This window comes from Nonomuraea harbinensis (assembly GCF_019396385.1).
Lineage (GTDB): Bacteria > Actinomycetota > Actinomycetes > Streptosporangiales > Streptosporangiaceae > Nonomuraea > Nonomuraea ferruginea.
In genome coordinates, this window is sequence record NZ_JAHKRN010000065.1 from 1 (window position 1) to 24,973 (window position 24,973).

At 71.8% G+C, this 24,973-nt stretch carries 26 protein-coding genes; 15 read left to right on the plus strand and 11 right to left on the minus strand.

The window, feature by feature from the left end:
• Positions 1–277, minus strand: a 277-nt coding sequence (locus tag KME79_RS39425; RefSeq protein ID WP_219550922.1) for a hypothetical protein, incomplete at its 3' end; no start/stop codon positions are given.
• Between the two features lie 332 nt (positions 278–609).
• The gene (locus tag KME79_RS39430; protein WP_219550924.1) at positions 610–1,245 is read right to left on the minus strand and encodes a GOLPH3/VPS74 family protein; all 636 of its coding nucleotides are present in this window, start codon (positions 1,243–1,245) and stop codon (positions 610–612) included.
• A 188-nt stretch (positions 1,246–1,433) separates the two neighbouring features.
• Between KME79_RS39430 and KME79_RS39435 the strand changes: the two genes are divergently transcribed.
• The gene (locus KME79_RS39435; RefSeq protein WP_308249217.1) at positions 1,434–1,919 is read left to right on the plus strand and encodes a hypothetical protein; all 486 of its coding nucleotides are present in this window, start codon (positions 1,434–1,436) and stop codon (positions 1,917–1,919) included.
• A 10-nt stretch (positions 1,920–1,929) separates the two neighbouring features.
• On the opposite strand, the gene KME79_RS39440 is transcribed toward KME79_RS39435, so the two are convergent.
• From KME79_RS39440 to KME79_RS39455, 4 genes are all read right to left on the minus strand, one after another.
• Positions 1,930–2,508 carry a Uma2 family endonuclease gene (locus KME79_RS39440; protein WP_219550926.1) on the minus strand — a complete coding sequence of 193 codons (579 nt, stop codon included), beginning with the start codon at positions 2,506–2,508 and terminating at the stop codon, positions 1,930–1,932.
• Positions 2,509–2,565: 57 nt separating this feature from the next.
• Positions 2,566–3,171: a hypothetical protein gene (locus KME79_RS39445; protein ID WP_148032592.1), complete on the minus strand. Its 606-nt coding sequence runs from the start codon at positions 3,169–3,171 to the stop codon at positions 2,566–2,568.
• A 238-nt stretch (positions 3,172–3,409) separates the two neighbouring features.
• Positions 3,410–3,997: a DUF4126 domain-containing protein gene (locus KME79_RS39450; protein ID WP_148032591.1), complete on the minus strand. Its 588-nt coding sequence runs from the start codon at positions 3,995–3,997 to the stop codon at positions 3,410–3,412.
• A 4-nt stretch (positions 3,998–4,001) separates the two neighbouring features.
• Positions 4,002–4,904: a choline/ethanolamine kinase family protein gene (locus KME79_RS39455; RefSeq protein ID WP_219550928.1), complete on the minus strand. Its 903-nt coding sequence runs from the start codon at positions 4,902–4,904 to the stop codon at positions 4,002–4,004.
• Positions 4,905–4,973: 69 nt separating this feature from the next.
• On the opposite strand from KME79_RS39455, the gene KME79_RS39460 reads away from it, so the two are divergent.
• Positions 4,974–7,352 (plus strand): GcvT family protein, encoded by a 2,379-nt coding sequence (locus KME79_RS39460; protein ID WP_219550930.1) that lies wholly within the window; start codon positions 4,974–4,976, stop codon positions 7,350–7,352.
• Here KME79_RS39460 and KME79_RS39465 read toward each other — a convergent pair.
• Genes KME79_RS39465 through KME79_RS39475 form a run of 3 tightly spaced genes read right to left on the minus strand, consistent with a single transcriptional unit; the run spans position 7,309 to position 9,951 of the window.
• On the minus strand, positions 7,309–8,088 hold the full coding sequence (locus KME79_RS39465; RefSeq protein ID WP_219550932.1) for a GntR family transcriptional regulator: 780 nt from the start codon (positions 8,086–8,088) through the stop codon (positions 7,309–7,311). The genes KME79_RS39460 and KME79_RS39465 overlap by 44 nt on opposite strands.
• Positions 8,089–8,137: 49 nt before the next feature.
• Entirely contained in the window at positions 8,138–9,262 is a 1,125-nt protein-coding gene (locus tag KME79_RS39470) for a nitronate monooxygenase (RefSeq protein ID WP_148032587.1), read from the minus strand.
• Positions 9,263–9,303: 41 nt separating this feature from the next.
• The gene (locus KME79_RS39475; RefSeq protein WP_219550934.1) at positions 9,304–9,951 is read right to left on the minus strand and encodes an acyltransferase; all 648 of its coding nucleotides are present in this window, start codon (positions 9,949–9,951) and stop codon (positions 9,304–9,306) included.
• Positions 9,952–10,057: 106 nt separating this feature from the next.
• Between KME79_RS39475 and pyrG the strand changes: the two genes are divergently transcribed.
• The 9 genes from pyrG to KME79_RS39520 all read left to right on the plus strand — a co-directional run bounded on the left by pyrG (position 10,058) and on the right by KME79_RS39520 (position 19,459).
• On the plus strand, positions 10,058–11,719 hold the full coding sequence (gene pyrG / locus KME79_RS39480) for a CTP synthase (RefSeq protein ID WP_148032585.1): 1,662 nt from the start codon (positions 10,058–10,060) through the stop codon (positions 11,717–11,719).
• Between the two features lie 44 nt (positions 11,720–11,763).
• Entirely contained in the window at positions 11,764–12,372 is a 609-nt protein-coding gene (locus KME79_RS39485) for an NUDIX domain-containing protein (protein WP_219550936.1), read from the plus strand.
• On the plus strand, positions 12,369–13,295 hold the full coding sequence (locus tag KME79_RS39490) for a site-specific tyrosine recombinase XerD (protein WP_148032583.1): 927 nt from the start codon (positions 12,369–12,371) through the stop codon (positions 13,293–13,295). Before KME79_RS39485 ends, KME79_RS39490 begins: the two co-directional genes overlap by 4 nt.
• Positions 13,296–13,411: 116 nt before the next feature.
• Positions 13,412–14,353: a ParA family protein gene (locus KME79_RS39495; RefSeq protein WP_148032582.1), complete on the plus strand. Its 942-nt coding sequence runs from the start codon at positions 13,412–13,414 to the stop codon at positions 14,351–14,353.
• A complete protein-coding gene (locus tag KME79_RS39500) occupies positions 14,350–15,168 on the plus strand; it encodes a segregation and condensation protein A (RefSeq protein WP_219550938.1) in 819 nt (272 codons plus the stop codon). The genes KME79_RS39495 and KME79_RS39500 overlap by 4 nt, the downstream gene beginning before the upstream one ends.
• Entirely contained in the window at positions 15,161–15,892 is a 732-nt protein-coding gene (gene scpB, locus KME79_RS39505; protein WP_281429635.1) for an SMC-Scp complex subunit ScpB, read from the plus strand. Before KME79_RS39500 ends, scpB begins: the two co-directional genes overlap by 8 nt.
• Before the next feature lie 1,130 nt (positions 15,893–17,022).
• Positions 17,023–17,907 (plus strand): pseudouridine synthase, encoded by an 885-nt coding sequence (locus KME79_RS45855; RefSeq protein ID WP_308249218.1) that lies wholly within the window; start codon positions 17,023–17,025, stop codon positions 17,905–17,907.
• Positions 17,908–17,976: 69 nt separating this feature from the next.
• Entirely contained in the window at positions 17,977–18,336 is a 360-nt protein-coding gene (gene aroH, locus KME79_RS39515; protein ID WP_148032581.1) for a chorismate mutase, read from the plus strand.
• A 40-nt stretch (positions 18,337–18,376) separates the two neighbouring features.
• On the plus strand, positions 18,377–19,459 hold the full coding sequence (locus KME79_RS39520; RefSeq protein WP_219550940.1) for a prephenate dehydrogenase: 1,083 nt from the start codon (positions 18,377–18,379) through the stop codon (positions 19,457–19,459).
• 46 nt (positions 19,460–19,505) lie between these two features.
• Here the strand turns inward: KME79_RS39520 and KME79_RS39525 are convergent, their stop codons facing one another.
• Both KME79_RS39525 and KME79_RS39530 read right to left on the minus strand, forming a co-directional pair.
• Positions 19,506–19,700, minus strand: a complete 195-nt coding sequence (locus KME79_RS39525) for a DUF2795 domain-containing protein (protein WP_148032579.1) — start codon at positions 19,698–19,700, stop codon at positions 19,506–19,508.
• A gap of 20 nt (positions 19,701–19,720) precedes the next feature.
• Positions 19,721–20,569: a glycosyltransferase family 2 protein gene (locus KME79_RS39530; protein WP_308249219.1), complete on the minus strand. Its 849-nt coding sequence runs from the start codon at positions 20,567–20,569 to the stop codon at positions 19,721–19,723.
• Positions 20,570–20,674: 105 nt separating this feature from the next.
• Here KME79_RS39530 and KME79_RS39535 point away from each other — a divergent pair, with 105 nt between their 5' ends.
• From KME79_RS39535 to der, 4 genes are all read left to right on the plus strand, one after another.
• A complete protein-coding gene (locus KME79_RS39535) occupies positions 20,675–21,301 on the plus strand; it encodes a TetR/AcrR family transcriptional regulator (RefSeq protein WP_148032578.1) in 627 nt (208 codons plus the stop codon).
• Entirely contained in the window at positions 21,298–22,659 is a 1,362-nt protein-coding gene (locus tag KME79_RS39540) for a carotenoid oxygenase family protein (protein ID WP_148032577.1), read from the plus strand. The genes KME79_RS39535 and KME79_RS39540 overlap by 4 nt, the downstream gene beginning before the upstream one ends.
• Before the next feature lie 70 nt (positions 22,660–22,729).
• Positions 22,730–23,386 (plus strand): (d)CMP kinase, encoded by a 657-nt coding sequence (gene cmk, locus KME79_RS39545; protein ID WP_261808653.1) that lies wholly within the window; start codon positions 22,730–22,732, stop codon positions 23,384–23,386.
• Positions 23,387–23,416: 30 nt separating this feature from the next.
• Positions 23,417–24,811 carry a ribosome biogenesis GTPase Der gene (der, locus tag KME79_RS39550; protein WP_148032576.1) on the plus strand — a complete coding sequence of 465 codons (1,395 nt, stop codon included), beginning with the start codon at positions 23,417–23,419 and terminating at the stop codon, positions 24,809–24,811.
• The last annotated feature ends 162 nt before the right edge of the window (positions 24,812–24,973 follow it).

A 24,973-nucleotide genomic window follows, 5' to 3' on the forward strand; every position in this document is an offset into this window, starting at 1 on the left:
GGATGTAGGTGAATCTCTGAAATCGCGTCTCTAGGGGCTTTCGGGTGTCTGCATCTCTCACGGCTGGATGACCTGCAGTTTCAGCTCTGCAGGACCTCCAGGACCCGCGAATTACGTCGAACCCGGGGCCGAGGAGCGCCAGCGGGAGGAGCCAGAGCCAGGCCGTGTGCCTGAAGGACACGATCGCCGCCACCGTCGGCTCGCGGAGGCTGATGGCCAGGACGTCCACGGTGACGGCGCCGGCGTCGTAGGCGTCTGGGCCGCTCACGTCGATCACGCGTTGTTCGTGTCCTCCGGTGATGGCGCGGGACTCCGAGGCGGGGGTCGTGGTCTCGACTCCCAGCCGGGGGAAGCGCAGGGTGACGGACGAGCCGGGGCGGGGGCACAGGGTCACCGTCACCTTGTCCGCCGGCGGCTCCGTTCCGCTGGTCAGGTGGGCCAGGGCGGATTGGTCCTCGGGGCGTCCGCGGGTCGGCTCGATGAGTGGTGCCTCACCCTTGACCTCGGCGGGGATGCGGTGGGTGACCGACGGTGGCCAGCCGCCCGGGGTCGGTTGCTGGGGCCCCGCCGTTCGCCTGCGACGTGGGCCCGTCCCCGATCTCCGTCTGGTCAGGTGGCCGTGCCGCCTGCGATCCTGCCGATGCTCTCCTTGGCGGCCTGGTCGAACGATTGCGCGACCAGGGTGCCCAGGGGGTTCTGGGCTGCCATCTCCTGGGCGCGTCGGCGTTCCGGTTTCGGCAGGTTCTTGGGGAGCAGCTTGCCCGCGTGGGCCAGGGAGACGAGTGCCGAGACGCGGGCGTCGGGCTCGGCTCCGGTCAGCACGGCTCTCAAGCGGTCGTGGAGTGCCGCTCTTGGCGCCGGGCTGGTCTCAGGGTAGACCTCCTCTTTGAAGATGCGCAGGTAGCGGCGGGTTTCTGCGGTGATCAGGCCTTGGCGTACGAGCGCGGCCAGTAATCGGGTGCGGCGCTCGGGTGTGTACATCGAGACCCACCAGTCGGTGAAGGCCGGGGGTGGGCCGCTGTGGGCTGTCAGGTGGTGGAGTGTCTCGTCCAGTTCGGGGTTGCCGGTGGGCTCGGGGTCGCGTACGTGTAGGTGGCCGTTCTCCAGGGCGAGTCTGTCCATGACGACGAGTTCGGTGAGCACGGCGGCGCTCAGCGTGTAGTCCAGCATCTCCTGGTTGACCGAGACCACGCCGTCGGGGCGGAGGGCCAGCAGGAGGAGCTCTTCGGCGATGAGCGGCTTCATGGATCCAATCTGGCGCATCGCGAGCCGGCATGGGCACCCGAAGCCTTTGGAGGATCGCCCGGCGAGTGGCCCGGGAAACTGCGAGGAGGCGGCCGCCGAGGAACGGCTAGGGTGCGGGGATGCGGCGGTGTGCGGGGTGCGGGTTGTGGGAGCCGGCCGGGGCGCCGGGGTGTGTGAAGTGCGCCCGGGTGGTGGACGGACTCGTCGAGGAGGGGTGGCGGGAGTTTCTGCGGGGGGAGTTCGGAGGGCTCTCCGCTGAGGAGGAGCGGGGGGTCGCCGAGATGGTGATCGACGAGCTCGACCGGCATCTCTGGCGGGTGGTCGACGCCGCCTATGACCGGCTGGTCTGCGGGGAGTGCGGGGGAGCGCTCAGCCGGGGGGCCGCCGGGTGCGCCACGTGTGATCGGGCGCATGGTTACCGGTACGCGGCGGTCGAGGTGGATCGGCCGGGGGTGGTGCCGGGGAACGAGCATGCGCTGCGGGTGAACGTGTCGGTGGTGCGGCGGCCGTACGGGATCTCCGAGAAGGAGTTGCTGGCGCGGCGGCTGTCGCTGCCGATCCTGCTGGAAGGACATCTGCCGACCATCGAGCAGGCGCAGGCGGCCCGGGCCGTTCTCAACAAGGGCGGATCGGCCGAGGAGTACGCGGCCTTCATCTATCAGGAGTGGAGTTAGCGGGGCCGCCTCAGCGCCTGACCTTGTCCAGGTCGAGATCGACGTCGACGGGGAAGCCGATGTCGGTGCGCAGCCGGCCGCGATGGATGCCGGTGGGCAGATAGGCCTTGACGGCGGGCTCCAGCTCGAAGGTGTAGGCGACGGGGCGGTCGTCCTCCAGCTCGACGCGCCAGAAGTGTTTGATGCCCGCGCTCGCGTATTTGCTCGGCTTGGTGGTGCGGTCTCTGTCGCGGGACTCCTCGGAGACCACCTCGACGACCAGATGAACGTCTGCCGGATTGAAAGTGGTGAGGCCGATCTGCTGGGCGGCAGCGGTCTTCACCAGCATGATGTCCGGCTCGGGGCGCTGGCGCAGGCCCAGGGTCACGGTCATCTCCCGGATGACGACGAGGTGGTCGGGCGGGCGGAGCTCCCTTTCCAGCAGCCTGAGAACAAGCATGTGGAACATCGTCTGGGGCGACAACATGATGAGCCCACCATCGATCAGTTCGACGTGCGGGGGCGCGTCGGGGGGGAGGTGATCGAGCATGTCGGCGGTCCAGCCGCCCGGAGGGCCGGGGTAGAACCATTCCGGAAAGGCTGTGGTCATGACGACGCCTCCTCGGAGATGTGACCCTTCGCAATCATGATGCCACGGTGGGTGGTGTCAGGGCTGCTCTTTGCGGTCCTGCATGGTCCTGCGGTAGAGGTCGTCGATCTCCTGGAGGGGGTCGGGGGCCGGGCGGCGGGCCTCGATCTCCAGGTCGGTGCGGGTGCGCAGGTCCTCCAGGCCGGTGGCCGAGTGTTGCACCTGGTCGCTGAGGAGATCGGCGCGGATGCGGGCGCACATGGCCGTCAGCTTCGCCTGGTGCTCACGCAGCGTGCCCAGCGTGGCGTGGTCGACGTAGCGCGAGACGCGGGCCTGCTGCGCGTACATGCCGAGCTGGCCGTCGTGCACGTCGGCCTGGGCCGTCAGGTCGGACAGCAGGCGGGGCAGGTCGCCCAGGCCCCAGCCCTGGCGCTGGGCCTGCTCGACCGCCTGGCGGGTCAGCGAGACCTCGCGGCGCAGGTCGAGGCGGAGGCGCTCGACCTCGGCGGCGTCGCCGGCGCCCATGGCGTTGACGTGCGTGGTCAGCCGGGTGGTGGCCTCCCTGGCCTTGACCGCGGCCTTCTTGCCGACCTTGACCAGCACGTAGACGCCGACCCCGGCGATCAGCAGCAGGAACGCCAGGATGACCAGCACGATCATGAGGAGCTCGCCGATCGGGGACACCTCCTGTGTGGGGCTCTTGGTTTCGAGGATAGTGCCCCCGCAGCGATGGGAAAGGCCCGGCAGCGGGGTGAACGCTGCCGGGCCTCTCGTCATGCGGGCGCGGGGCGGGGGCCACTGAGCGCCCGCACGGCCGGCGGGCCGCCGTGGGGCGGACGCGGAACCCGACGGTACGGAACGAAGCGGGCATGCCACATCCGCCTGGCAGGTGTTGACGCGGTGACCGGTGCCGCGCTACCGGTCAGATCCGGTTCCGGCGGGCGCGCCGGCGGCGGACCTTCCTGATCACCCACCAGGCGATCAGCGCCAGCAGGATCAGGGCGAGGATCACCAGGACCGGCGCGAACACCGCCACCAGGCTCAGGCCCAGGGCGCCGCTGTCTTCGGCGACGCTGGCCACCGGGGCGCCGGCGCCCGCCGTGGTGGCGTTGACCACCGGCCGGGCCGCGGTCTTCAGCAGGTGCACGGCCAGCGCCATGACGATGCCCAGCACCCAGCCGAGCCAGGGGTTCTCCGCCATCCAGGCCGAGCTGTCCAGCTCGGCCGCCGCGGTGGTGGCGCTGAACACCACGCCGCCGGACGCAGGCCGGACCGCCGTCTGGATCACGTCGTTCACCGTGTCGACGGCCGGCACCTTGTCCAGCACGAACTCGGCGGCCAGCAGCACCGCGATCACCCCGAGCACGCCCCAGTTCGACAGCCAGGCGTACCCGTCGGGCAGCTTCACCGCGTCGGTGACGTTGGCGAGCACGCCCACGACCAGCAGGGGGATGTAGGCGTTCAGCCCGGCGGCGGTCGACAGGCCGAGTCCGGTCAGAGTGGCGAACATGGTTCTAGTCTGCCCGCGCCGCCTCGTCCATGAGGGACGGAAGCTCCGCGCCGGTGAACTCGGCCACCGCCCGCTCGTACTTCTCCATCCCCCACGACCAGAAGTCGAAGTCGATCGGCTGATCCGCGCCGTCCTGGATCGACGCCCACAGGGTCCAGCCGTACTTCGCCATCAGCCCCAGCAGCCGGGCGCGGGCGATCTTGTGGCGCAGGCGGCGGCCGTAGTAGGCGGTCACCAGCTCCTCCAGCTGGCCGGGCGAGAGGTCCGACTCGCTCCACAGGTTGCCCAGCTCGAAGCAGGGGTCGTTGTTGCCCGCGTACTCGTAGTCGATCAGCCAGAGGCGCTGCCCGTCGTCGATGATGTTGCCGGCCAGCAGGTCGTTGTTACACGGAACCGTCGCTTCCCGCCGCACTTCCAGACATTTCTGGATTTGAGCGACCTGGGGCATGAACTCCAGATATCGCGCCGGCAGCCGGAACCCGCGATCCCGCACGATCCCGAGATACCGCCGCTGCACGTCGAACATGTCGAACTCGCGGGGAAAGCGCGGCCCCGCGTGCAGCCGCCGGCACGCCTCGGCCAGCCGGGGCAGGTTCGCCGGGTCGCGCACGTCGGCCTCGGTGAACGTACGCCCGGGGATGTAGCCCACGACCAGCCCCTCACCCGGCAGATAGGCGTGCACCGGAGCGCCCACCCCCGCCTCGGCGGCGGCCAGCGTCGCCAGGTGCTCGGCGTCCCTGTCGATGAACAGCAGCGAGCCGTCGCCGCCGAACACCCGCACCACGAACGTCCCGCCGTCGGTCGTCACCTTGAAGTTGCGGTTGGTCAGCCCGCCGGGCAGCTCCTCCACGGAACGCGGCACGCCGGACAGGAGGGGGATGCGGTCGAGGATCTCGAGCACGGCCATGGTCGATGCTAAGCCGACGCGCGTTAAACGGTCTAGACCTTTAGAGTCACCGAAGGTTAGCCTCGCCGCATGAGCGACTCCGCGCGCATCGTGATCATCGGAGGGGGCGTCGGCGGCGCCTCCGTCGCCTACCATCTGACCCTGCTCGGCGAGCGGGACGTGATCCTGCTGGACCGCGACGAGCTCACCAGCGGCTCGACCTTCCACTCGGCGGGCCTGGTCGGCCAGCTCCGCGCCGACCCCACGCTGACCAGGATGAACCAGTACTCCGTGGAGCTCTACCGGACACTGGACGCGGGCTGGACCGAGTGCGGCGGCATCAAGCTGGCCTCCACCCCCGAGCGGATGGCCGAGATCCGCCGCCAGATCGGCTGGGCGCGCACCTTCGGCCTGCCGCTGGAGGAGATCTCCGTCGCCGAGGCGGCCGAACTGTTCCCGCTGATGAGCACCGAGGGCGTGGTCGGCGCCGCCTACCTGCCCACCGACGGCCAGATCGACCCCTCCCGGCTGTGCTACGCGCTGGCGGCCAGGGCCAGGGAGGGCGGGGCGCGCGTCCGTACCCGCACCAGGGTGCTCGGCCTGGACGTCACGGACGGCCGCGTGACCGGGGTGCGCACCGACCAGGGCGACATCGCCTGCGAGGTCGTCGTCAACTGCGGCGGCATGTTCGCCGCCGAGATCGGCCGCATGGCCGGCGTGCGCGTGCCGATCGTGCCGATGTCGCACCAGTACGTGGTCACCGACGGCTTCCACGAGCACCGGAACCTCCCCACGCTGCGCGACCCCGACCGGCTCGTCTACTACCGGCAGGAGGTCAGCGGGCTGGTCATGGGCGGGTACGAGCGCGAGTGCGCCCCCTGGACGGCCACGGCCGCCTCCCACGACGCGATACCCGCGGACTTCAACGGCCGGCTGCTGCCCGAGGACTGGCCGCGACTGGAGGAGATCTTCGACAACTCCCGGCTCCGCGTGCCCGCCATGGCAGACGTCGGCATCCGCAAGCTGATCAACGGGCCGGAGGCGTTCACCCCGGACAACGAGTTCATCCTGGGCGAGACCGAGGTCGGCGGGTTCTACGTGGCGGCCGGGTTCTGCGCGCACGGCATCGCGGGGGCGGGCGGCATCGGCAAGGTGATGGCCGAGTGGATCGCCGAGGGCGAGCCGTCCATGGACCTGTGGCACATGGACGTCCGCCGGTTCGGCGCCCAGTACCGCTCGCCGTCCTACACGCTCGCCCGCGCGGTGGAGAACTACGAGACCTACTACGACATCCGCTACCCGGGCGACGAGCGGCGGGCGGGCCGGCCGCTGCGGGTCTCTCCCGCGTACTCCTGGCACCGCGGCCACGGCGCCGTGTTCGGCGAGAAGTCCGGCTGGGAGCGGGTCAACCACTACGGGAGCGACGCCGGCGACGGCGACGAGCGGCCGCGCGGCTGGGCGGGGCGCAACTGGTCGCCCGCCATCGGCGCCGAGCACCGCGCCACGCGCGAGGCCGCCGGCCTGTTCGACGAGAGCTCGTTCGCCAAGATCGAGGTGACCGGCCCGGACGCCGCCGCGCTGCTGGAGTGGGTCTGCGACAACCGGGTCGCCCGCGCGATCGGCGCGGTCACGTACACGCAGGCGCTCAACCGGCGCGGCGGGATCGAGTGCGACTTCACCGTCACCCGGCGCGGCGAGCGGGAGTTCCTCATCGTCACCGGCACCGCGTTCGGCTCGCACGACCTCGGCTGGCTGCGCAAGCAGGCCCGGCTGCGCGGCGCCGACGTGCGGATCGCCGACGTGACCGGCCAGTACGCCTGCTTCGCGCTGTGGGGGCCGCGCGCCCGCGACATCCTCGGCGCGCTCACCCCCGACCCGCTCGGCTTCCCGTTCATGACCTCGCGCGAGCTGACCGTGGGCGACGTGCCCGTGCTGGCGCTGCGGGTGACGTTCGTCGGCGAGCTGGGCTGGGAGCTCTACTGCTCCAGCGAGTACGGGCTCGCCCTGTGGGAGACGCTGTGGCGGGCCGGTGAGCCGCACGGCATGGTCGCCGGCGGCTACAAGGCCATCGACAGCCTGCGCCTGGAGAAGGGCTACCGGGTGTGGGGGGCCGACATCGGCCCCGAGACCACCCCGTACGAGGCCGGGCTCGGTTTCTGCGTCAAGATGGACAAGGAGTTCCTCGGCCGGGAGGCCCTCGACCCGCGGCCGAAGCGCAGGCTGCGCTGCGTCACCCTCGGCGACCCGCGCGCCGTCGCGCTCGGCAACGAGCCGGTGCGCGTCGACGGCGAGGTGGCCGCCCGCGTCACCTCCGGCGGCTACGGCTACACCGTCGGGTCCTCCATCGCCTACGCCTACCTGGAGGCCGAACCGGGCACCAAGGTCGAGATCGAGGTGGAGGGCACGTGGGTGCCCGGCACCGTCGTCAAGGAGCCGCTGTGGGACCCGGCGGGGGAGCGGGTCCGCTGACCCCGGACCGCACCGAGATCCGCACCCGGTCCGGCCGGAACAGGTCGCGGGCGTGCTCGACAGGCGTGCCGTCGCCGGCGTAGGCGGTGCGCTCGATCCGCATGAGCGGCGCGCCCGGCTCGATGCCGAGCTCCGCCGCCTCCGCCGGGCCCGCGACCACCGGGTCGAGGTGCTCCAGCGCGGTGCGCGGCGCCAGGTCGTAGCGCTCTGCCAGCAGCGCGTACAGCGATCGCGTCAGGTCCTCCTCCAGGAAGCCGGGCAGCGCGGGGAAGAACGAGCGCTCCAGCGCGACCGGCGAGCGGCCCGCCGAGCGCACCCGCGCCACCTCGTGCACCGGCTCACCCGCCGCGAGCTCCAGCGCGGCGGCCACCGGGGCCGGCGCGGGCACCGTGCGCGCCACCAGGACGCGCGCCTCGGCCCGCAGGTGAGCGCGGCGCATCTGCTCGGTGAACCCGGCCAGCCCCGTCAGGTCGCACTCGACGCGCGGCTCGGCCACGAACGCCCCGCCCGCCCGGCCGGGCACCCTGATCAGCACCCCGTCGGACTCCAGCCGCGCGAGGGCCTGCCGGAGCGTCATCCGGCTCACTCCGAGCCGCCCGGCCAGCTCCCGCTCCCCGGGCAGCCGGTCACCCGGCGCCAGCTCGCCCCGCTCTATCGAGTCGAGCAGCCACCGTTCGATCTGCACGTGCGCGGGCACGCCGGTGCCCCGCTCCAGCTCAGGCGGTGTCCCGACCACACCGCATATTGACACGCTTCGGGGGCTGAGCGCCAAAGCGGGTGAAGCGTCACTCCGCCAGCCGGTTGAGCCGATCCAGCGCCTCGCCGAACTCGCTGATCATCTCGTACACCACCTCGCGGGCCGGCTTGACCTGGTTGAGCTGCCCCACCACCTGGCCGACGAAGTAGCCGGCCAGCTCCAGCGCGCCCGGCTCGCCCCGCTCGGCCGCCGCCGTGATGCGGGCCATCGCGTGCTCGGCCACCAGCATCTGCAGCGGCATGCCCAGCGGGCCCGGGCTCTCCTGGCCGTGGTCCCACTCCTCGGTCCACGCGGTGGCGAGCTGGCGGGCCGGCTTGCCGGTACGCGAGCGGGACCGGACCGTGTCCAGCGACGAGGCCGCCAGGAACTTGCGCTTGACCGCCTGGGGCGTCTCCGCCTCCTCCGTGGTCAGCCAGACCGAGCCGCACCAGACGCCCTGCGCGCCGAGCGCCATCGCCGCCGCCATCTGGCGGCCCGAGGCGATGCCGCCGGCGGCCAGCACCGGCACCGGCGCGACCGCGTCCACCACCTGCGGCGTCAGCACCAGGGTGGAGATCTCGCCGGTGTGGCCGCCCGCCTCGGTGCCCTGCGCGACGATGACGTCAGCGCCCGCGGCCACCTGCCGGCGCGCGTGCTCCACGGTGCCGACCAGCGCCGCAACCGGCACTCCCGCCTCGCGCGCCCGCGCCACCATCTCCGGCGGCGGCGGGCCCAGCGCGGAGGCGATCAGCCCGATCGGGTGCTTGAGCGCCACGTCGATCAGCCCGGTCGCGCCCGCCGCCGACACCCGCCGGGCGAACTCGTCGGCCGCCGCGCCCACCGGCTGCTGGCCGGGCCCGCCCACGCCGTACTTGGCCATCAGGTGCGTGACGAAGTCGCGGTGCCGCTCGGGGATCAGCTCGGCGACGCGCACGCCGCCGAGGGCGGCGGCGTCCACCTTGCCGGGGACGAGCACGTCCACGCCGTACGGCCTGCCGCCCACCTGCTCGTCGATCCAGGTGAGCTCCACGTCGAGCTGTTCGGGGGTGTACGCGATCGCGCCCAGCACACCGAACCCGCCCGCGTTCGTCACCGCCGCCACCACGTCACGGCAGTGGCTGAAGGCGAACAGCGGGAACTCGATGCCTAGACGCTCGCTGATGGCGGTCCGCATGCACCGACGCTAACCGCCAGAAGCATGTTCGGTCCAGATGGTCAGGAAGCGGCCAACGGCGAGACGCCCGGCGCGTGCCAGCCTAAGTCCGCGTCGTACGCCCGCACGAGCTTGGCCGGCACCCCCGCCACCACGCTGTGGTCGGGGAACTCGCCGCGCACCACCGCGCCGCCCGCCACCACGCACTGCCGCCCCAGCCGGGTGCCGGGCAGCACGATCGCGCCCGCGCCCAGCCACGAGCCCGACCCGATCGAGACCGGGTTGTTGCGCGGCCACTGCCGGCCGATCGGCACGTCGGGGTCGTCGTAGACGTGGTTCTGGTCGGTGATGTAGACGTACGGGCCGGTGAAGACGTCGTCACCGATGTCGATCGACTGGTGCGCGACCACGTGCGTGCCGCGGCCGATCGAGCAGCTCTCGCCGATCCGCAGGATCGAGTCCGGGCCCAGGTCGGCGCCCGGCCACATGCCGCACGACAGCGACACGCGCTCGCCGATCAGCGTGTGGTCGCCGATCTCGATCCATTCCTCGCCGAAGATCGCCCCCGGGGGGAAGGCGATCTTCGCTCCCTCGCCCAGATGGCGGAACCGGTAGCCGGCGGGAGTGCGCGGGGTGATCGCGCCGGCCTCCCGGACCGCCGCGTAGGCACGGTGGATCAGCGTGCCGATCGCCCGCCGTACAAGTGACATAAAGACCAAAGTTACCGCTTGGTCATACCGTTCGGGCATGTGAGGGGCGTTGTTTGATATCCTGAGAGCCCGTGGACACTAGCCACACCTAGCCACGGGAGCCTCCTTGCGCAGCGCCACGCAAACCAAGCATCTGTTCGTCACCGGCGGCGTCGCCTCCAGTCTCGGCAAGGGGCTCACCGCCTCCAGCCTCGGCCGCCTGCTCAAGGGCCGCGGACTCCGGGTCACGATGCAGAAGCTCGACCCCTACCTCAACGTCGACCCCGGGACGATGAACCCGTTCCAGCACGGCGAGGTCTTCGTCACCGACGACGGCGCCGAGACCGACCTCGACGTCGGCCACTACGAGCGCTTCCTCGACACCGACCTGCACGGCTCGGCCAACGTGACCACCGGCCAGGTCTACTCCAACGTCATCGCCAAGGAGCGGCGCGGCGAGTACCTCGGCGACACCGTCCAGGTCATCCCGCACATCACCAACGAGATCAAGGACCGCATCCGGGGCATGGCCGGCCCCGACGTCGACGTGGTCATCACCGAGGTGGGCGGCACGGTCGGCGACATCGAGTCGCTGCCGTTCCTGGAGGCCGTGCGGCAGATCCGCCACGAGGTGGGCCGCGACAACGTGTTCTTCCTGCACGTCTCCCTGCTGCCCTACATCGGCCCGTCGGGCGAGCTCAAGACCAAGCCCACCCAGCACAGCGTGGCCGCGCTGCGCAGCATAGGCATCCAGCCCGACGCCATCGTGCTCCGCTCCGACCGGCCCGTCCAGGTCGCGATCAAGCGCAAGATCAGCCTGATGTGCGACGTGGACGAGGACGCCGTGGTCAGCTGCGTCGACGCCGCCTCCATCTACGACATCCCGCGCGTCCTGCACTCCGAGGGGCTCGACGCGTACGTGGTGCGCCGGCTCGGCCTGCCCTTCCGCGACGTCGACTGGAAGGAGTGGGACCAGCTCCTGCGCCGCGTGCACCGGCCGGCCAAGGAGGTCACGATCGCGCTGGTCGGCAAGTACATCGACCTGCCCGACGCCTACCTGTCGGTCACCGAGGCGCTGCGCGCGGGCGGGTTCGCCAACGACGCCAGGGTCAACATCCGCTGGGTCAAGAGCGACGACTGCGAGACCCCCGAAGGCGCCGAGCGCGAGCTCGACGGCGTCGACGGCGTGCTCATCCCCGGCGGCTTCGGCGTACGCGGCATCGAAGGCAAGATCGGCGCCATCCGCCACGCCCGGGAGAACAAGATCCCGCTGCTCGGCATCTGCCTCGGCATGCAGGGCATGGTCATCGAGGCCGCCCGCGACATGGCCGGCCTGGAGGACGCGAACTCCGCCGAGTTCGACCCCGACACCAAGCACCCCGTCATCTCCACCATGGCCGACCAGGAGGACGTCGTCGCCGGCGAGCGCGACATGGGCGGCACCATGCGGCTCGGCAGCTACACCGCCAAGCTCGGCGAGGGCACCCTCGCCCGCCAGCTCTACGGCAAGGCCAAGGCCGCCGAGCGCCACCGCCACCGCTACGAGGTCAACAACGCCTACCGCGAGCGGCTGGAGAAGGTCGGCCTGGTGTTCTCCGGCGTGTCGCCCGACGGCCGCCTGGTCGAGTACACCGAGCTGCCCGCCGACGTGCACCCGTTCTTCATCGGCACCCAGGCCCACCCCGAGTTCCGCTCCCGGCCCACCCGCGCCAACCCGATGTTCAAGGGGCTCATCGGCGCCTCGCTCGCCTACGCCGACAGCAGGGTGGCGGCTAAGGTGGCCAAGTGAAGATCGGCTCGGGTGACCGGCGAGGGGCGGAAGCGGGTGCGGACATGATCCAAGACACGCCCGAGTCCTGGGACGTCGTCGAGACCAGGAAGCGGTTCGAGGGCTACGTGATCGACGTGGTCACCGACACCGTGCGGATGCCGCGCGACGAGACCGCCGACCGCGACTACGTCCGCCACCCCGGCTCGGTCGGGGTGCTCGCGCTCGACGACGACCGGCGGGTGCTGCTCATCAGGCAGTACCGCCACCCCGCCCGGCGGCTGCTGTGGGAGCTGCCCGCCGGGATCCGCGACGTGGAGGGCGAGCCGCTGGTCGAGGGCGCCGCCCGCGAGCTGGCCGAGGAGGCCGGCTACCGCGCCGCCACCTGGCACACCCTCGTCGACATCCTCACCTCGCCCGGCTGCTCCGACGAGCGCATCCGCGTCTTCCTGGCCCGCGGCCTGGAGAAGATCCCCGACGAGGAGAACCACTTCGAGCACCGCCACGAGGAGATCGGCATGCCGGTCGAATGGGTGCCGCTCGACGACGCCGTGCGCCGCGTGCTCGCGGGGATGATCCACAATTCTGCGGCCGTGGCCGGTATTCTCGCCGCATATGCGGCCGCGGCCGACGGATTCGCCGGCCTGCGCCCGGCGGACGCTCCGGAGGCATGAAGGAAAGGACCATTCCCGTGGAGGCGGTGCTGTCCAGCTACCTCGCCCACCTCGCGGTGGAGCGCGGCCTGGCCGCCAACACGCTCGCCTCCTACCGGCGCGACCTGCGCCGTTACGCCGAGCACCTGCGCTCACGCGGCCGGGCCGAGCTCGACCAGGTGGCGGAGTCCGACGTACGCGCCTTCCTCGCCGCGCTGCGCGAGGGCGACGGTGAGCACCCGGCGCTCGTGGCCAGCTCGGCCGCACGCGCCGTGTCCGCCGTGCGCGGCCTGCACCGCTTCGCGCTGCGCGAGGGCGTCACCGTGCACGACCCCGCCCACCAGGTGCGCCCGCCACGCCAGCTCCGCAGGCTTCCCAAGGCCGTCTCCGTCGACCAGGTCGAGCGGCTCATCGCCGCCTCGGGCCCCGACGGCGCGCCACTCACCCTGCGCAACCGCGCCCTGCTGGAGGTCCTCTACGGCACCGGCGCCCGCATCTCCGAGGCCGTCGGCCTGGCCGTCGACGACCTGGAGGACGACCAGGTGCGGCTCTGCGGCAAGGGTGGCCGCACCCGCGTGGTCCCGCTCGGCCGCTACGCCCGCGCCGCGCTCGACGCCTACCTCGTACGGGCCAGGCCCGGTCTGCTGGCCCACGGCCGCGGCACTCCCGCCGTGTTCCTCAACGCCCGGGGCGGGCGGCTCACCCGCCAGGGCGCGTGGGAGGTCCTGCAGGCCGCCGCCGAACGGGCCGGACTGGCCGGGATATCTCCCCATGTTCTCCGCCATTCGTTCGCAACACACCTCCTCGACGGCGGCGCCGACGTTAGGGTGGTGCAGGAGTTGCTCGGCCACGCCTCCGTGACGACCACCCAGGTCTACACGCTGGTCACAGTCGACAAACTCAGAGAGGTGTACGCGGCGGCGCATCCCCGCGCCCGTCAGTGATCTATAGTCTTTTGGGTCGTGCGGCACTCCGGCGTGCCGCCTTGCCGCGTTAAGTGGTGACGCCATAGTGTCCGTCCGGACGGTCCGGTTCGGGATCGTCAGGGAGGTTCGAGCTGGTGACTGTGAAGACCAACGGTTCGACCCCGGGGACCCCCGACAACCCCTGGGGTGACACCAAGACCAACGCGCCTTCCAAGGGCGTCAACCTGGGCCCCACGCAGCGGCCCCGCCCGGTGTTCCCGGAGCCGGTGCCGCGCGACGTCCACGGCCCGGCCCGCGTGGTCGCCATGGTCAACCAGAAGGGCGGGGTCGGCAAGACCACCACCACCATCAACCTCGGCGCCGCCCTCGTCGAATGCGGTCTCAAAGTGCTGCTCGTCGACTTCGACCCGCAGGGCGCGCTCTCCGTCGGCCTCGGCATCAACCCGCTGCAGCTCGACCTCACGGTCTACAACCTGCTGATGGAGCGCAACGTCAGCGCCGAGGACGTGCTGCTGGAGACCGGCGTCGAGGGCCTCGACCTGCTGCCCAGCAACATCGACCTGTCCGCCGCCGAGGTCCAGCTCGTCACCGAGGTGGCCCGCGAGCAGGTGCTCGGCCGCGTCATCAAGCCGCTGCTGCCGCACTACGACGTCTGCCTCATCGACTGCCAGCCGTCGCTGGGCCTGCTCACCATCAACGCCCTCACCTGCGCGCACGGCGTCATGGTGCCGCTGGAGTGCGAGTTCTTCGCGCTGCGCGGCGTCGCCCTGCTCATGGACACCATCACCAAGGTGCAGGAGCGGCTCAACGAGGACCTCGAGATCGAGGGCCTGCTCGCCACCATGTACGACGCGCGCACGCTCCACGGCCGCGAGGTGCTCGCCCGCGTCGTGGAGGCTTTCGGCGACAAGGTCTTCCACACCGTGATCAACCGTACGGTGCGCTTCCCCGACGCCACGGTGGCCGGCGAGCCGATCACTACCTTCGACCCGTCCTCGCTCGGCGCCAACGCCTACCGCGAGCTGGCCCGGGAAGTGCTCTCGCGCTGGCCGCAGCCTGCCACAATGGCGAGGTGACAGAGCAGCAGGCCGAGCCCCAGGGCTTCCAGGTCCACCTGGACGTCTTCGAAGGGCCCTTCGACCTGCTGCTCGGGTTGATCTCCAAGCACAAGCTCGACATCACCGAGGTCTCCCTCTCGCAGGTGACCGACGAGTTCATCTCCTACATCCGCTCCCGCGGCCCCGAGTGGGACCTCGACCAGACCAGCCACTTCCTGCTGGTCGCGGCCACCCTGCTCGACCTCAAGGCGGCCCGGCTGCTGCCGTCGGGCGAGGTCGAGGACGAGGAGGACCTCGCCCTGCTGGAGGCCCGCGACCTGCTGTTCGCCCGCCTCCTGCAGTACAAGGCCTACAAGGAGGTCGCCAAGATCTTCGCCGGGCGGATGGCCGACGAGGCGCTCCGCTTCCCGCGCAGCGTCCCCATGGAGCCGCAGTTCGCCGGCCTGCTGCCGGAGCTGGTGCTCGGCATCGGCCCCGAGGAGCTGGCCCGCATCGCCGCCCGCGCCTTCACCCCCAAGCTCCCGCCGACCGTCGGCGTCGGCCACATCTACCAACCGCTCGCCAATGTGCGCGAGCAGGCCGCTATCCTTGTGGAGCGCCTGCGCCGCATGCGCAGAGCCACTTTCAGGGCCCTGGTCGCCGACTGCGAGGGCACCTACGAGGTCATCGCCCGCTTCCTGGCCGTCCTGGAGCTGTTCCGGGAGTCCGCGGTCAGCTTCGAGCAGGTCGAGCCACTCGGCGACCTGCACGTCACGTGGACGGGCACCGACGACGGCGACGTCTCGGTGGGAGACGACTACGAGGAGAGCCCGGAGAAACCCGCAGATGGCTGACGACTCCCGCCCGCGCAAGGACCTGCCCGCCTGGATGACCCTCCCCGGCTCCCTGATCCCGTCCTCTCCCGAGGACCTCCAGGACGCCGCGGAGGCCCCCGAACGTGTCGATCCGCAGGAAGAGCCTGAGGACGCCCGTTTCGAGGAGCCCGTCACCGAGAAACCTCCGCACGAGGCGCCGGGTCCCGAGCTCAAGCCGGCGCTGGAGGCCATCCTCATGGTCGTCGACGAGCCCGTACGGGAAGTCACCCTGGCCCAGGTGCTGGAGCGGCCCACCCACGAGGTGGCGGCGGCGCTGCGTGAGCTCTCAGCGGAATACGAAGCCTCCGCGCGGGGTTTCGATCTGAGGCAGGTCGCGGGAGGGTGGCGATACTATTCGCGCCCCGCGTACGCGCCGCTCGTGGAGCGGTTCGTCCGTGACGGCCAGCAGGCGAGGCTGACCCAGGCCGCGCTTGAGACGCTCGCGGTCGTGGCCTACCGGCAGCCGGTGAGCCGGGCGCGGGTGGCCGCGGTGCGCGGCGTCAGCAGCGACGGCGTCATGCGGACGCTGGTCGCGAGGGGGCTGGTCGAGGAGGCCGGCACCGACCCGGAGAGCCAAGCCGTGCTCTACCGGACAAGCTCATACTTCCTTGAGCGTCTGGGACTGAACGACGTCAGTGAGCTTCCCGAGCTCGCGCCGTTCCTCCCCGACGACGTGGAGAACATCGAGGAGACGACGAAGTGATCAACAGGCGAAGCACCCCGTCCGGTGATGGACGCGGTCGAGGACGCGCCGGCGGCTCCGGCCGCGGCGGGCGTCCCGCCTTCCGCTCGGACGATTCGCGCGGCCGTACGCGCCGCGACGACTCCCGTGACGGTTCCCAGCGAGACGAGCGCCGGGGTTCCGGCAGAGACGACTTCAGCGGCGGTTCCGGCCGCGACGACTCGCGCGGTTCCTCGGGCGGGTCCTACCGTGGGGATGACGCGCGCGGGGGTTCCCGCGGTGGCGGTTTCCGCGGGGACGACCGCCGGGGTTCCGGCGGGGGTATCCGCAGCGACCGTCGAGGTTCGCGGGACGACCGTGGCGGGTTCCGTCGTGATGACGCGCGCGGGTCTTCCGGCGGTTCGTTCCGCCGTGATGACGCGCGTGGGTCCTCGGGCGGGTCTTACCGTGGGGATGACGCGCGCGGGGGTTCCCGCGGTGGCGGTTTCCGCGGCGATGACCGCCGGAGTTCCGGCGGGGAGTTCCGTGGTGACCGTCGGGGTTCGCGGGATGACCGTGGCGGGTTCCGTCGTGACGACGCGCGCGGGTCTTCCGGCGGGTCCTTCCGTCGCGATGACGCGCGTGAGGGTTCCCGTCGTGACGGGTTCCGCGGCGATGACCGCCGGGGCTCTGGTGGGGAGTTCCGTGGTGACCGTCGGGGTTCGCGGGACGACCGTGGTGGGTTCCGTCGTGATGACGCGCGTGGGTCTTCGGGCGGTTCGTTCCGTCGTGATGACGCGCGTGGGTCCTATCGGCGTGATGACGCGCGCGGTAGCTCGCGTGGGGAGGACCGGTACGGCCGGGACCGGGGCGACGGACGTGACTCGCCGCGCGCCGGCAGGGGCGGCGGTACGCGGGCCAGGTACGGGCAGGACGGAGGCCGTTCCGAGCGGCCCGCGCGGGACGACTTCGGTTTCTCCGGCGACGACATCGAGTACGAGTCCTCCGGCGGCGGGCGCGCGGAGGAGCGCGGCGGGTTCAGGGTGGACCGGAGCGGGCGCAGGGAAGGCCCCCAGGGTTCGTCGCGGGCCCGTTACGGCAGGCGCGACGAAGGAGACCGCGGCGGCTCGGGCCGCACGCCCCGGCGGGACGAAGGCGCCCGCAGTGGGCGGGTGTCCAAGCGCGACGGCGTGCACACGCTGGGCGACTCGCGGCGCGGCGCCGGAGACCGGGCCACGCCCAAGGACCGGTTCAAGACCGCACGCCAGCCCGTCCGCGACCGCGACTTCTACCCCGAGGGCTACACCGACGAGCGTGACACCACCGAGGTCCCGGGCGGGGTGCGCCTGCAGAAGGTGCTCGCCCAGGCCGGGGTCGCCAGCCGCAGGGCCTGCGAGGAGATGATCGGCGACGGCCGCGTCACCGTGGACGGCCAGGTGGTGCGCAGGTTCGGCGCCAAGGTCGACCCGGCCAAGCAGGTCATCCACGTCGACGGCAGGCGTATCCCGACCGCGCCCGATCTGGTCTACTACGCGCTGAACAAGCCGATCGGCGTGGTGTCGACCATGGAGGACCCGCAGGGCCGGCCGTGCCTGGCCGACTTCGTGGAGGAGCTGGCTCCGCGGCTGTTCCACGTGGGCAGGCTCGACACCGAGACCGAGGGCCTGCTGCTGCTCACCAACGACGGCGAGCTGGCCAACCGGCTCACCCACCCGAGCTACGGGGTGCCGAAGAAGTACTGGGCCAAGGTGCCCGGCCCGATCCCGCGCGACCTGGGCCGCCGGCTCAAGCAGGGCATCGAGCTGGAGGACGGCATCGCCAAGGCCGACGACTTCCAGATCGTGCAGGAGCACGGCCAGCAGGCGCTGGTCGAGGTGGTGCTGCACGAGGGACGCAAGCACGTCGTACGACGCATGCTGGAGGAGTCCGGCCACCGGGTCATCGACCTGGCCCGCATCGAGTTCGGCCCGGTGAAGCTGGGCCGCACCAAGCCCGGCACGCTCAGGGCGCTGACGCTGCGTGAGGTCGGCGAATTGTACGCCGCGGTGAAGCTGTAACCTGGCCACGACGCTGGAGCCCGTGCGAATCTCCGCACGGGCTCTCCCGCTATAGAAGGAGCGAAGGGCATGGTGCGGGCGATCCGCGGCGCGATCCAGGTGGACGCCGACGACCGTAACTCGATCATCGAGGGGACGACCGAGCTGGTCGCCCAGGTCATGGAGCGCAACGAGCTCACCACGGACGACGTGATCAGTGTGCTGTTCACCGCCACTCCCGACCTGACGGCGGAGTTCCCGGCGCTGGCGGCGCGCAAGCTGGGGTTCCACGAGGTGCCGCTGATCTGCTGCACCGAGATCGGCGTGCCGGGTGCGCTGCCCAGGGTGGTGCGGCTCATGGCGCACGTCGAGACCGACCGGCCCCGCTCGGCGATCCAGCATGTGTATCTGCGCGGCGCCGTCGCGCTCCGTCAGGACATCGCCCAATAATCTGCCCGTACGACTCCCGTACCGAAATCAGGACAACGACATGGCCTCCGAACTCCGCACCGTGCTGGTTGTGGGCACCGGTCTCATCGGCACCTCGCTGGCGCTCGCGCTGCGCAAGCACGAGGTGCGCGTGCTGCTCGCCGACCGAGACCAGGGGGCCGTGCGGCTCGCGCGCGAGCTCGGCGCCGGTGAGGAGTGGCGGCCCGGCGAGAGCGCCGACCTGGCGGTGATCGCGGTGCCGCCCGGTTACGTCGCCACCGAGCTGCGGCGGCTGCAGGAGGGCGGCGCGGCGCGGTTCTTCACCGACGTGGCCAGCGTCAAGGCGGAGCCGATCGACCGGGCGCGCGAGCTGGGCTGTGACCTGTCGGCGTACGTGGCCTCGCACCCGCTGGCGGGCCGTGAGCGGTCCGGGCCGGGCGCGGCCAGGGCCGACCTGTTCCTGGGGCGGCCGTGGGCGTTCTGTCCCACGCCCGAGGCGTCCGCGGAGGCGACGGCGGCGGTGCTGCGGCTGATCGAGCTGTGCGGCGCGAACGCGGTCGAGGTCGACGCGGCCGAGCACGACCGGGCGGTCGCGGTGGTCTCGCACGCCCCGCACGTCGCGGCCTCGGCGGTGGCGGCTCGCTTGGCCGACGCCTCCGATGTGGCGCTCGGCCTGGCCGGTCAGGGGGTGCGCGACGTGACGAGGATCGCCGGCGGTGATCCCGGCCTGTGGCTGGGCATCCTGTCCGGCAACTCGGCCCCGGTCGCCGAGGTGCTGGAGGCGGTCTCCCGTGACCTGGCGGAGGCGGCGTCGGCGCTGCGGGCGCTGTCCGGGGGCGACGGCACCGCGTCCGGCGAGCTGACCCAGTTGCTCAAGCGCGGGGTCGTGGGCCACGGGCGGATCCCGGGCAAGCACGGCGGCCCGGCTTCGGCGTACGCGGTCGTCCAGGTCGTCATCGGTGACAGTCCGGGCCAGCTGGCGCGGCTGTTCCAGGTGTGCGACGAGGTCGGGGTCAACGTCGAGGACGTCCGCCTGGAGCACGCTCCCGGCCTGCCCCTGGGCGTGGCCGAGCTGTCGGTGCAGCCTGACGCGGCCGGCTCGCTGAGCCAGGCCCTGCGCGAGCGCGGCTGGCAGGTGCCGTAGCGGCATGGTGAAGGGTCCCGGCGTGGTGCCGGGACCCTTGGGTGGTTCAGCGCCGGGTGATCGCTTGGCTGACGGCGTTGGGGCCGTCGTACTCGCGGTCGGGCATGGCTTCCAGGGCGCGCATCGTGTCCTGGTCGGCGCCGTGTTTGCGGGCGGCCTCCAGCAGGTCGGCCTTGGAGGCCGGGTAGTCGACACCCTTGAGGTGCTTCTGCAGCTGGATCGGGTTCGGTGCTGTAGTCATAACCGATTGCTACCCAAAAGTCACAGATTGTAACGATCAAGCGCTTTTCGTGCCCGTTCGACCTCCGGCGGCAACGCCTCGCGCCGGGCCAGGGCGCGGCGCAGCCGGGGGAGGGCGTCGAGCAGGCCGCGCCGGCCCGCCCTGCCTTGGCGCAGGGCGTCCAGCGACCGCCGGGCCACCACCGGCCACGGACGGCGCAGCACGGCCGTCAGCAGCGCGTTGCGCACCGCCAGGGCCTGCCGGGCCGCCGGATCGCGGGGCGGCGACGGGTGGTGGTGCGCCACCACGTCGTCGGCGTAGGCGAGACCCCAGCCGCGCGCGGCCAGGTCCAGCGCCAGCCGCTCCTCCTCGCCGAAGAAGAACACCACGTCGTCGAAGCCGCCGGCCTCCAGGAAGGCGTCCCCGCGCACCACTGCGCCGCACGCCAGGAAGCCGAGCACGCTCGGGCCGGGCAGGTCGGCGGCGACCCCCAGCGGCGAGCGGCGCATCTCCTCGCTGACCGGGTCGAGCCGCTCCTCGGGCCCCACCAGCACGCGCGCGCCGAGCACGGCCAGGCGCGGGTGGGCGTCGAAGAGCCAGGCCGCCCGCTCCAGGGCGCCCGGCGCCCACCACGAGTCGTCGTCGGCGAAGGCCACGTACGGAGTCCGCGCCAGCCGCACGCCCAAGTTGCGGGCGGGCGCGCCGAGGTTGCGGCCGTTCTCCACGACCTGGACGTGCGGGTGGTGGCGGCGGACGAACCCGGCGGTGCCGTCGGTGGAACCGTTGTCCACCAGGATCACCGGGCCCCGGTGGCGGGGGAGCGAGCGCTGTAGCGTGCGCAGGCGGTCGCGGGTCACCACCACCACCGTCACCTTGCTGTCAGCTCTCACGCACGGCTTCTCTCCTGAGGGAGGCCGCTCATGCCTTGACGGGCCGGGGAAGCCGGGATAGAAAGACGGTAACAGCGTTACCGAGAAGAAACGGCGTTACCGAACATGAGCGTGACCGCGTACCAGCAGGCCCAGCAGGAGGGGCAGGGCGTCGTGCGGGCAGTGATCCTCGACGCCGCCAAGAGCCTGCTGATCGGCGAGGGGCCCGCGGCGCTGACCGTGCGGCGCATCGCCGGCGAGGCCGGCTGCTCCACCAAGGTCATCTACACGCTGTTCGGCGGCAAGGACGGGCTCTGCCGGGCGCTCTGGCTGGAGGGTTTCGCCCGGTTCGAGCGGCGGCTGCTGGAGGTGCCCCACGACGACGACCCGCTGGAGCGGCTGCGGGCCGGCGTCGCCGCCTACCGGGAGTACGCGCTGGAGGAGCCGGAGTACTACCGGCTGATGTTTCAGGGCGCCCTGTCCGGCTACATCCCCGACGAGGCGGCCAGGGATGCCGCCCGGCGGACGTTCCGCCTGCTCGTGGGCGGCGTGCGGCGCTGCCTCGACGAGGGGCGGCTGCGCGGCGGCGGCGCCGCGGAGATCGCCGACGTGCTCTGGATGGCCATGCACGGCGCGGTGAGCCTGGAGCTCTCCGGCTTCTTCGACCGGGCCGAGGCCGGGCACCGCTACCGGCTGCTGTGGACCTCGGTGCTGCATCCCTTCCTCGTTCCAGACGAGAGGACCACCCCATGACGTCCCACCCGTACCGCGACGGCTTCGCCCCCGTCACCGAGGAGATCACCGCCTACGACCTGGAGGTGACCGGCCGGATCCCGGCCGAGCTGAACGGCCGCTACCTGCGCAACGGCCCCAACCCGCTGAGCCTGGACGACCCGTCCGCCTCCCACCTGTTCCTCGGCGAAGGCATGATCCACGGCGTGCGGCTGCGCGACGGTCGCGCCGAGTGGTACCGCAACCGGTGGGTGCGCAACGCCGCCGTGGCCCGGCGGCTCGGCGAGGAGCCGCGCTCCACGCTCACCCACGAGGGCATGGACTTCGCCCCCAACACCCACGTGCTCGGCATCGCCGGGCGCACCCTGGCCACCGTCGAGGCCGGGGCGCTCCCGTACGAGATGAGCTACGAGCTCGACACCATCGGCCCGTGCGACTTCGACGGCGGCCTGCCCGGCGGGTTCGCCGCGCACACCCACCTCGACCCCGCCACCGGCGAGCTGCACGCCATGGCGTACTTCTTCGGCTGGGACCACCACCAGCACATCGTGCTCGACGACAAGGGCACGGTCGTGCGGACCAGGGACATCCCGATCGCCGACGCGCCCATGCTGCACGACTTCGCGCTCACCGAGAAGTATGTGGTCATCTACGACCTGCCGGTCACCTTCAGCATGGCCCACGCCGAGCAGGGCGCCTCGCTGCCGTACGCGTGGAACCCCGGCCACGCCTCCAGGGTCGGCCTGCTGTCACGGGCGACCGGCGAGGTGAGCTGGGTGGAGGTGCCGCCGTGCTGGGTCTTCCACACGCTCAACGCCTACGACGACGGCGACCAGGTGGTGGTCGACCTGGTGCGTTACCCGCAGCGGTTCGTCGACGCCCGGCTCGACCTGGGCGGCACGCCGACGCTCGACCGCTGGCGTGTCGACCCGGTCGCCGGCACCTTCACCGAGACGCGGCTGGACGACAGGGCGCAGGAGTTCCCGCGCATGGACGAGCGGCTGACCGGCAGGCCCTACCGCTACGGCTACACCGCGGCCGCCCGCGACCTGATCGACGTGGTCTATCCCGACGACACCGAGCTGGAGGACCTGCCCGACGAGGCGTTCGACAACACGCTGATCAAGCACGACCTGGCGGCGGGCACGCAGCAGGCCCGCCAGTTCGGGCGCGGCGCGTACGTGGGCGAGCCGGTGTTCGTGCCGTCGGGCGACGCGGAGGACGACGGGTACGTGCTCACCTTCGTCAACAACCCGGACAGAGGCGCGGCCGACCTGGTGATCCTGCCGGCGCAGGATTTCACCGGCGACCCGGTGGCCACCGTCCACCTGCCGGTCAGGGTGCCGCTCGGCTTCCACGGGAGCTGGGTCGCCGACTGACCGGCTCGTCGCGGTGGCGCGAGACGGTAACCTCGTGAGGTTGGGTCAGCACACGTGAAGAGGGAGAGCCGTGGCCGGTCTGGTCGTCGCCATGGACGGCCCTTCGGGGTCGGGCAAGTCGAGCGCGTCGCGCGGGGTGGCCCGCGCGCTGGGTCTGCGCTACCTGGACACCGGAGCGCAATACCGGGCGATGACCTGGTGGATCCTCCGGCAGGGCGTCGACCTCGCCGACTCCGCCACGATCGCGGCCCGCTGCGGCGAGCCCGAGATCGTCTCCGGCACCGACCCCGACAGCCCCGCCATCCACGTCGGCGCCGTCGACGTGGCGGGGCCGATCCGGGAGGACGAGGTCACCTCGGCGGTCTCCGCCGTGGCGGCGGTGCCCGAGGTGCGGGCCAGGCTCGTCGCCCTCCAGCGGGAGATCATCGGCGCCGGCGACATCGTGGTCGAGGGCCGCGACATCGGCACCGTCGTCGCCCCCGACGCCCCCGTCAAGATCTATCTGACGGCCAGCCCCGAGGCCCGCGCCCAGCGCCGGTCGGCGGAGCTGGCCGGCACCACGGCGGAGGCGCAGCAGGCGGCCCTGGCCAGGCGCGACACCCTCGACTCGACACGCAAGACGGATCCACTCTCGATGGCGGATGGCGCCGTCGAGCTCGACACCACCGCGCTCAACCTCGACGAGGTGATCGCGGAGGTGTTGAGACTGGTCAAGGAGCGCACCTGAGCGGTGCGGGACTCATAAGGATGAGACACCATGTCTACGGGGGATTGGGTCGAGGCTGAGCTCGACGATCTCGAGGTTTCCGGCGACGTCGGCGATAGCACGCCGCTGCCGGTCGTGGCCATCGTCGGGCGGCCGAACGTCGGCAAGTCCACGCTGGTCAACCGCATCATCGGCCGCCGGGAGGCGGTCGTGGAGGACGTGCCGGGGGTGACCCGCGACCGGGTGACCTACGAGGCCAACTGGCGCGGCCGCCGCTTCACCGTGGTCGACACCGGCGGGTGGGACCCTGACGCCACCGGCATGGGCCTGCGCATCGCCGAGCAGGCGCAGGTCGCGACCGAGCTGGCCGACGTGATCGTGTTCGTGGTCGACGCGACGGTGGGCGCCACCGACGCCGACGAGATCGTCGGCTCCGTGCTGCGCCAGTCGGGCAAGCCGGTGATCCTGGCCGCCAACAAGGTCGACAACCAGCAGGTCGAGCTGGAGGCCGCCGCGCTGTGGTCGCTCGGCCTCGGCGAGCCCTACCCCGTCTCCGCGCTGCACGGCCGCGCCAGCGGTGACCTGCTCGACGTGGTGCTCGACGCGCTGCCCGAGACCCCCCGCGAGCGCTTCGCCGACGAGCGCGGCCCCTACCGGGTGGCGCTGCTCGGCAAGCCCAACGTCGGCAAGTCCTCCCTGCTCAACAAGCTGGCGGGGGAGGAGCGGGTGCTGGTCGACCCGATGGCCGGCACCACCCGCGACCCCGTCGACGAGCTGATCGAGCTGGGCGGCCGCACCTGGCGGTTCGTCGACACGGCCGGCATCCGGCGGCGCGACCGCGAGCTGCAGGGCGCCGACTTCTACGCCGCCATGCGCACCCGCTCCGCGCTGGAGCGCTCGGAGGTGGCGGTCGTGCTCATCGACGCCAGCGAGCCCCTCACCGAGCAGGACCTGCGCATCATCGGCCTGGTGATCGAGTCCGGCCGGGCCATGGTGGTCGCGTTCAACAAGTGGGACCTCGTCGACGAGGACCGCCGCTACTACCTGGAGAAGGAGATCGACCGGCAGCTCGTCCGCACCCCGTGGGCGCTGCGGGTCAACATCTCCGCCAAGACCGGCCGCCACGTCGACCGGCTGGTGCCGGCCCTGGAGCGGGCGCTGGAGTCCTGGGCGACCCGGGTGCCGACGTCCCGGCTGAACGCGTTCCTGACCGAGCTGGTGCAGCAGACGCCGCCCCCGGTGCGCGGCGGCAAGCAGCCGAAGATCCTGTTCGCCACCCAGGCGTCGATCGAGCCGCCCAAGTTCGTCCTGTTCACCTCCGGCTGGCTGGAAGACACCTACCGGCGCTTCATCGAGCGGCGGCTGCGCGAGGAGTTCGGCTTCGCCGGCTCGCCGATCGAGGTCACGATGAAGATCAGGGAGAAGCGCCAGAAAAGGGATCGCTGATACCATCGTCGGCAACGCGTCGACGGAGACGAGTAGCCGGGGTCCACGCGGGCCGAGAGAGCCGCCGGTGCTGTGAGGGCGGCCCCGCGCCCCCGGTGAAGACACCCCTGAGTGCGGGGAGGAAATGCCCCGCCGGCCTGACCCCCGTCACAGGGTCCGAGA

Bases quoted from the DNA above. Each gene is read 5' to 3' on its own strand.
- KME79_RS39430 (WP_219550924.1), bottom strand. From the start codon at position 1,245: ATGAAGCCGCTCATCGCCGAAGAGCTCCTCCTGCTGGCCCTCCGCCCC.
- KME79_RS39440 (WP_219550926.1), bottom strand. From the start codon at position 2,508: ATGACCACAGCCTTTCCGGAATGGTTCTACCCCGGCCCTCCGGGCGGC.
- KME79_RS39450 (WP_148032591.1), bottom strand. From the start codon at position 3,997: ATGTTCGCCACTCTGACCGGACTCGGCCTGTCGACCGCCGCCGGGCTG.
- KME79_RS39455 (WP_219550928.1), bottom strand. From the start codon at position 4,904: ATGGCCGTGCTCGAGATCCTCGACCGCATCCCCCTCCTGTCCGGCGTG.
- KME79_RS39460 (WP_219550930.1), top strand. From the start codon at position 4,974: ATGAGCGACTCCGCGCGCATCGTGATCATCGGAGGGGGCGTCGGCGGC.
- KME79_RS39470 (WP_148032587.1), bottom strand. From the start codon at position 9,262: ATGCGGACCGCCATCAGCGAGCGTCTAGGCATCGAGTTCCCGCTGTTC.
- KME79_RS39475 (WP_219550934.1), bottom strand. From the start codon at position 9,951: ATGTCACTTGTACGGCGGGCGATCGGCACGCTGATCCACCGTGCCTAC.
- KME79_RS39485 (WP_219550936.1), top strand. From the start codon at position 11,764: ATGATCCAAGACACGCCCGAGTCCTGGGACGTCGTCGAGACCAGGAAG.
- KME79_RS39490 (WP_148032583.1), top strand. From the start codon at position 12,369: ATGAAGGAAAGGACCATTCCCGTGGAGGCGGTGCTGTCCAGCTACCTC.
- scpB (WP_281429635.1), top strand. From the start codon at position 15,161: ATGGCTGACGACTCCCGCCCGCGCAAGGACCTGCCCGCCTGGATGACC.
- aroH (WP_148032581.1), top strand. From the start codon at position 17,977: ATGGTGCGGGCGATCCGCGGCGCGATCCAGGTGGACGCCGACGACCGT.
- KME79_RS39520 (WP_219550940.1), top strand. From the start codon at position 18,377: ATGGCCTCCGAACTCCGCACCGTGCTGGTTGTGGGCACCGGTCTCATC.
- KME79_RS39525 (WP_148032579.1), bottom strand. From the start codon at position 19,700: ATGACTACAGCACCGAACCCGATCCAGCTGCAGAAGCACCTCAAGGGT.
- KME79_RS39535 (WP_148032578.1), top strand. From the start codon at position 20,675: ATGAGCGTGACCGCGTACCAGCAGGCCCAGCAGGAGGGGCAGGGCGTC.
- KME79_RS39540 (WP_148032577.1), top strand. From the start codon at position 21,298: ATGACGTCCCACCCGTACCGCGACGGCTTCGCCCCCGTCACCGAGGAG.
- der (WP_148032576.1), top strand. From the start codon at position 23,417: ATGTCTACGGGGGATTGGGTCGAGGCTGAGCTCGACGATCTCGAGGTT.